The sequence below is a fragment of the Streptomyces sp. SID4985 genome (genome assembly GCF_009863025.1).
Taxonomy (GTDB): domain Bacteria; phylum Actinomycetota; class Actinomycetes; order Streptomycetales; family Streptomycetaceae; genus Streptomyces.
Genome location: NZ_WWIR01000152.1, coordinates 1 through 6,842, shown reverse-complemented (window position 1 = coordinate 6,842; position 6,842 = coordinate 1). Strand labels below are relative to the sequence as shown.

Annotated in this window: 5 protein-coding genes; all 5 read left to right on the top strand. The window is 73.2% G+C overall.

Features of this window, described 5'->3' with window-relative positions; genetic code table 11:
• Positions 1-2,100 (top strand): translation initiation factor IF-2 (gene infB / locus GTW40_RS06130; RefSeq protein WP_161179129.1); only part of this gene is annotated, 2,100 nt, incomplete at its 5' end.
• A gap of 324 nt (positions 2,101-2,424) precedes the next feature.
• On the top strand, positions 2,425-2,718 hold the full coding sequence (locus GTW40_RS06125; protein ID WP_161179130.1) for a DUF503 domain-containing protein: 294 nt from the start codon (positions 2,425-2,427) through the stop codon (positions 2,716-2,718).
• A gap of 40 nt (positions 2,719-2,758) precedes the next feature.
• Positions 2,759-3,211, top strand: coding sequence for a 30S ribosome-binding factor RbfA (rbfA, locus tag GTW40_RS06120; protein ID WP_018544853.1), 453 nt, complete (start codon positions 2,759-2,761; stop codon positions 3,209-3,211).
• On the top strand, positions 3,208-4,113 hold the full coding sequence (truB, locus tag GTW40_RS06115; protein WP_161179128.1) for a tRNA pseudouridine(55) synthase TruB: 906 nt from the start codon (positions 3,208-3,210) through the stop codon (positions 4,111-4,113). Before rbfA ends, truB begins: the two co-directional genes overlap by 4 nt.
• Positions 4,114-4,383: 270 nt before the next feature.
• On the top strand, positions 4,384-6,842 hold a 2,459-nt coding region (locus GTW40_RS06110; RefSeq protein ID WP_161179127.1), incomplete at its 3' end, for a trypsin-like peptidase domain-containing protein.

Genomic DNA, 6,842 nt, shown 5'->3' with positions numbered 1-6,842 from the left:
GGCGGCTTCGCCGGTCGTCCCGGCGGTCCGGGTGGCGGCGGTGCCGGTCGTCCCGGTGGCGGCGGCGGCTTCGCCGGTCGTCCCGGCGGTCCGGGTGGTGGCGGCGGCTTCGGTGGCGGCGGTGGCCGTCCCGGCTTCGGTGGCCGTCCCGGTGGTCCCGGTGGCCGTGGTGGCACGCAGGGCGCCTTCGGCCGTCCCGGTGGTCCCGCGCGTCGTGGTCGCAAGTCGAAGCGGCAGAGGCGCCAGGAGTACGAGGCCATGCAGGCCCCGAGCGTCGGCGGCGTGATGCTGCCGCGCGGCAACGGCCAGGCGATCCGCCTGTCCCGCGGCGCGTCGCTCACCGACTTCGCCGAGAAGATCAACGCCAACCCGGCGTCGCTCGTCGCGGTCATGATGAACCTCGGCGAGATGGTCACTGCCACGCAGTCCGTCTCCGACGAGACGCTGCAGCTCCTCGCCGACGAGATGAACTACACGATTCAGATCGTCAGCCCCGAGGAGGAGGACCGCGAGCTGCTCGAGTCCTTCGACCTGGAGTTCGGTGAGGACGAGGGCACCGAGGACGACCTGGTCGTCCGTCCGCCGGTCGTGACCGTCATGGGCCACGTCGACCACGGTAAGACCCGCCTGCTCGACGCCATCCGCAAGACGAACGTCATCGCGGGCGAGGCCGGTGGCATCACCCAGCACATCGGTGCCTACCAGGTCGCGACCGAGGTCAACGACCAAGAGCGCAAGATCACCTTCATCGACACCCCGGGTCACGAGGCGTTCACCGCCATGCGTGCCCGTGGTGCGAAGTCGACCGACATCGCGATCCTCGTGGTGGCGGCCAACGACGGTGTCATGCCGCAGACGGTCGAGGCCCTGAACCACGCCAAGGCGGCCGGTGTGCCGATCGTGGTCGCGGTCAACAAGATCGACGTCGAGGGCGCCGACCCGACCAAGGTGCGCGGTCAGCTGACCGAGTACGGCCTGGTGGCCGAGGAGTACGGCGGCGACACCATGTTCGTCGACATCTCCGCCAAGCAGGGTCTGCACATCGACAGCCTGCTGGAAGCGGTCATCCTGACCGCCGACGCCTCGCTCGACCTGCGTGCCAACCCGCACCAGGACGCGCAGGGCATCTCGATCGAGTCCCGCCTCGACCGCGGCCGCGGTGCCGTGGCGACGGTCCTCGTCCAGCGAGGCACGCTGCGGGTCGGCGACACGATGGTCGTGGGCGACGCCTACGGCCGAGTGCGCGCCATGCTCGACGACAACGGCAACAACGTGGCCGAGGCCGGTCCGTCGACGCCGGTCCAGGTCCTGGGCCTGACCAACGTCCCGGGTGCCGGTGACAACTTCATCGTGGTGGACGAGGACCGTACGGCCCGTCAGATCGCGGAGAAGCGTGCCGCCCGTGAGCGCAACGCGGCCTTCGCCAAGCGCACGCGCCGTGTCTCCCTCGAGGACCTGGACAAGGTGCTCAAGGCCGGCGAGGTCCAGCAGCTGAACCTGATCATCAAGGGTGACGCTTCCGGTTCGGTCGAGGCTCTCGAGTCCTCGCTGCTCCAGCTGGACGTCGGCGAAGAGGTCGACATCCGCGTCCTGCACCGTGGTGTCGGTGCGGTCACGGAGTCGGACATCGACCTGGCCATGGGCTCCGACGCCATCGTCATCGGCTTCAACGTCCGTGCGGCCGGCCGCGCGGCGCAGATGGCCGAGCGCGAGGGTGTCGACGTCCGGTACTACTCGGTCATCTACCAGGCGATCGAGGAGATCGAGGCGGCCCTCAAGGGCATGCTCAAGCCGGAGTACGAGGAGGTCGAGCTCGGCACGGCGGAGATCCGCGAGGTCTTCAAGTCGTCCAAGCTGGGCAACATCGCCGGTGTCCTGGTCCGGTCGGGCGAGGTCAAGCGCAACACCAAGGCGCGCCTCATCCGCGACGGCAAGGTCGTCGCGGAGAGCCTCACCATCTCCGGTCTGCGTCGCTTCAAGGACGACGTCACCGAGATCCGCGAGGGCTTCGAGGGTGGTATCAACCTCGGAAACTTCAACGACATCAAGGTCGACGACGTCATCGCGACGTACGAGATGCGCGAGAAGCCGCGGGTGTAACCGCGGTTGGCTGCCGCTGGCCGACGGGACTTCCGGGTTCCGTCGGCCAGCGCGGCGTTCCTGAGGGCTCCGCCCCCAGACCCCCCGCTTGCCCACCCACCCGCTCGACTCGGTTGGTTGAGAGTCCAACTTTTCAACCCACCGAGACGGGCGGGTTCGGGTGGGCAAACGGGGGTCCGGGGGCGGAGCCCCCGGGACAGGGCCGCAGCCCACAGGGCCGTAAACCCTGTCGAGCCACCGGCTGGTACGCGGTACGGTTCTTAAAGCCCCGTCCACAAGGACCCCGGGCCACCGATCCCGGACCGGCGGGTGAACCGGCTGCACATGTACGTGGGGACTCTGTCCTTCGACCTGCTCCTCGGCGACGTCCACTCGCTGAAGGAGAAGCGCTCCGTCGTCCGCCCGATCGTCGCCGAACTCCAGCGGAAGTACGCGGTGAGCGCGGCCGAGGTGGACCACATGGACCTCCACCGCCGGGCCCTGATCGGCCTCGCGGCGGTGTCCGGCGACGCGGCGCACCTCACCGACGTACTGGACCGGTGCGAGCGCCTGGTCGCCGCCCGCCCCGAAGTGGAGCTGCTGTCCGTACGACGCAAGTTCCACGGCGACGACGACTGACCACAGAACGTTAGAAGAAGAAAGAACGGGAGACGGACCAGTGGCCGACAACGCTCGGGCGAAAAGGCTGGCGGACCTCATCCGGGAGGTGGTGGCGCAGAAGCTGCAGCGCGGGATCAAGGACCCCCGGCTCGGCTCGCACGTCACCATCACGGACACCCGGGTCACGGGTGACCTGCGGGAGGCGACCGTCTTCTACACGGTCTACGGCGACGACGAGGAGCGGGCGGCCGCGGCCGCCGGTCTGGAGAGCGCCAAGGGCGTCCTGCGCTCCGAGGTCGGCCGCGCGGCCGGCATCAAGTTCACGCCGACCCTGACCTTCGTCGCGGACGCCCTGCCGGACACGGCCCGCAACATCGAGGACCTCCTCGACCGGGCCCGGCAGTCCGACGCCCAGGTGCGCGAGGCGTCCGCGGGCGCCGCGTACGCCGGTGGCGCGGACCCGTACCGCAAGCCGGAGTCCGACGACGAGACGGACGACACCGCCGAATGAGCAGCAAGCCCACCCCGCCCGACGGCCTTGTCATCGTGGACAAGCCGTCGGGCTTCACCTCGCACGACGTGGTCGCCAAGATGCGCGGGATCGCCCGGACCCGCCGCATCGGCCACGCCGGCACCCTCGACCCGATGGCCACCGGTGTCCTCGTCCTCGGTGTGGAGCGCGCGACCAAGCTCCTCGGGCATCTCGCCCTCACCGAGAAGGAGTACCTGGGCACCATCCGCCTGGGCCAGAACACCGTCACCGACGACGCCGAGGGGGAGATCACCTCTTCCGCCGACGCCTCCCAGGTGACCCGGGACGCCATCGACGCGGGCGTCGCCAAGCTGACCGGCGAGATCATGCAGGTGCCGTCCAAGGTCAGCGCCATCAAGATCGACGGCGTACGGTCGTACAAGCGTGCCCGTGAGGGCGAGGAGTTCGAGATCCCGGCCCGCCCGGTGACCGTCTCGTCCTTCGCGGTCTACGACGTGCGCGACGCGGTCGCCGAGGACGGCACCCCCGTGCTCGACCTGGTCGTCTCCGTGGTCTGCTCCTCCGGCACCTACATCCGCGCCCTCGCCCGCGATCTGGGCGCCGACCTGGGCGTCGGCGGCCATCTGACCGCGCTGCGCCGCACGCGCGTCGGGCCGTACAAGATCGACTCCGCGAGGACGCTCGACCAGCTCCAGGCCGAGCTGACCATGATGCCGGTCGCCGAGGCCGCCACGGCCGCCTTCCCGCGCTGGAACGTCGACGCCAAGCGCGCCCGGCTGCTGCGCAACGGCGTGCGCCTGGAGATGCCCGACGTGTACGCGGGCGCCGGTCCCGTCGCCGTGTTCGACCCCGAGGGCACCTTCCTCGCGCTGGTCGAGGCGTACAAGGGCAAGGCGAAGAGCCTCGCCGTCTTCGGCTGACCGAAGACCGCTGAGGGAACTCCCGGGTGTGTGCCCGTGGAGCGGCGGCCACGGGGTACGTGCCACACCCGCCGCTCCACGGTCCCCCCTGGGTTCCCCCACCCCCTAGGGTCTGTCCATTCGGACCCCTGCATTCACCCGTCCGGGCAGGCGCTCGGAGTGAATGGGGGGAGCTTAAGGGGGCGCTTTCGTCTCGTGGCCTTCTCCGGTGATCATCGCGCCCCTACCGTCGAGGGAAAGGGCGCGGGCACACGGGCGGGAGGCAGGGCGATGGACCAGCTCGTCCGGATCGACGACCCCGACGGCCGCCCCCGTGGCGTCGGCTTCCTCGCCGACCACCACGGCACCCTCCTCACCAGTCACGAGGCCGTCGACGGCCTCACCCGGCTCGTCCTGTGCGCGCCCAACGGCCGTACGGCCACCGCCGGGCCCGACGCCGTCGTCCCGCTGCCCGCGCTGGGCCTCGCGCTCGTGCGCACCGAGGGGCTGGAGGTCCGGCCGCTGCCGCTGACCGTGCGGGACCGGACCGACGCGGGTACGTACGTCCGGCTCCCGGCGGGCTGCTGGCGCGAGGCCCGGGTGCTCACCACCACCCCGGTCACCTACGCCGCCCGCGACGGACGGCGCCGCCTCGACGCCCTGGAACTGGCGATCGGCACGGCGGGCCGCGACGCCCTGCGCCCCGGCGGCGGCGCGACCGGCGGCCCCGTCCTCGATGCCCGCACCGGCGCGGTCCTCGGCGTCCTCGGCACGGCCCTGAGCTCCGAGCGCGCCGACCGGGGCTTCGCGGTCCCGGTGCGCCCGACGGCCGCCGACAGCGCCCTCACCGCCCTCCTCGCCCGTAACGCGGCCACCGTCCCCGCCTACGGCGCCGACCTCAACCCCGCCGCCGTCCTCGAACTCACCGGCGCCGTTCTCACCGTCGACGGGCCACCGCTCGCCGAGGACGTGGAGCCGGTGGAACGGGCCGTCGCGACAAGGGAGTTGGCCGACTTCACCGAAGGGCCCCACCCGGTGCTCGCGCTCACCGGGGCGCCCGGCAGCGGCCGTACGACCCAGCTCGCCGCCCTCGCCGTACGCCGCCACCGGGACGCGACACCCGCGCCCGCCCTCTGGCTGCGCGGCGCCGATCTGCGCGGCGGTGACGACTCCCTGGCCGACGCGGCGCACCGGGCCCTGCGGCGCGCCGGTGTGGCCGTCCGCGAGGGCGAGCCCGGCGATCTCGACCCCGGCCGGGTGGCCCGCGTCGCCGCCGGGGCCGGACGCCCGCTGCTGCTCCTGCTCGACGACCCCGAGGAGATGCCGGCCGCGTTGGCCGGGCGGCTGCCCGAGTGGACCCGGAACACGGTGGCCTGGCTGCGCGAGAGCGGGGCACGGCTGGTGATCGGCTGCCGGGAGGAGTTCTGGGAGGAGTACGCGGAGCACTGGGGGCGGGGTGCCCCGGCGGGCGGTCCGGCGCCGTGCGTGCGGCTCGCCGGGTTCACCTCGCGGGAGGCCCGCCTCGCCCGTGCCCGGCACGGCGTCCCGGAGGGCGCCCTCGACGGGCGCGACGCCCGGCATCCGCTCGCCCTGCGCCTGCTCTCCGAGGTACGGGCCGCCCTGCCCGGTGCGCAGACCCCTGGACCCGTGGACCGGCACGAGGTCCTCGCCGCCCACCTCGACCTGATGTGCCTGCGCGTCGCGGTCCGCCTCACCGCCGGGGACGGCCCGGACGGTACGGCCGTACGGCCCGGGGACGGCCCCGGCGGCACGGCCGTACGACGGCTCGCGACCCGGGTCGCCGGGCAGGTGCACGAGGCCGCGCGGCGCGCTCTCGGGAGTGGGACGGGCGCGCTCGACCGGAAGACGTTCGAGGCGCTGTTCCCGCCCGGTCCCGCCCCCGCCCGGCTCGGCGGCGGCTCCGGCTGGGCCTCCGCCGTCCTGGTCGAAGGGCTCCTGGTGCCCACCGGCACCGGCTACCGCTTCGCGCACACCGAGCTGTCCGACTGGCTCCAGGGCAGCCACCTCGACCTGGAGGCGGCCCTCGACGTGCTGGTGCACCGGCCGCGCGCGGCCGCCCCCGTCGCCGTACCGCACCACCGCGCGGGCCCCGTCGTCCAGGCGCTGCTGCTGCTCGGCCGCAGGCGCGGGGCCCGGCTGCTCGCCTTCCGGCTGCGGGAGCTGGCCGACGCCCTGGACGCGGACCCGACTTCCTGGTGGGCGGCCCGGCTGCTCTCCCGGACCCTGCTCGACGTGCCCGACGCGGCGCCGTACCGCGAGGTGCTGCGCCATCTCGCCGAGCGGGTCGTCGCCTGGCGGCACGGGCGGCGCCCGGTGCCCACCGACCTCGGGCCCGCCTTCTGGGCCGCGCTGCCGCTGCCCGCCGCCGAGCGGTTCGCGCTGCTGCGGGAGCTGGTCCTCGCCGACGGGGACACCGAAGAGGGCGAGCGGTATCTCGACGCGGCCGCCCGGCTGCTGGCCGCCGACACCACGGCCGTACAGCCCCACCTCACCCGCTGGTTCGAGGACGAACGCCCGCTGCCCGCCACCCCGGACGCCACCGTGGCCACCGCCGCGCAGGCCCTGCTGCACACCCACCGGCACGGCGCCCTGGACGAGCTGACCGAGGCCCTGGCCGACAGCGGCCACCGGCGGGCCGACGAACTCCTCGCCGTCCTCGCCGAGGACGAACCCTCCGCCGCCTGCCGGGCCGTGGACCGCTGGGCGTCCGACGAGCGTCCCGCCCGCCG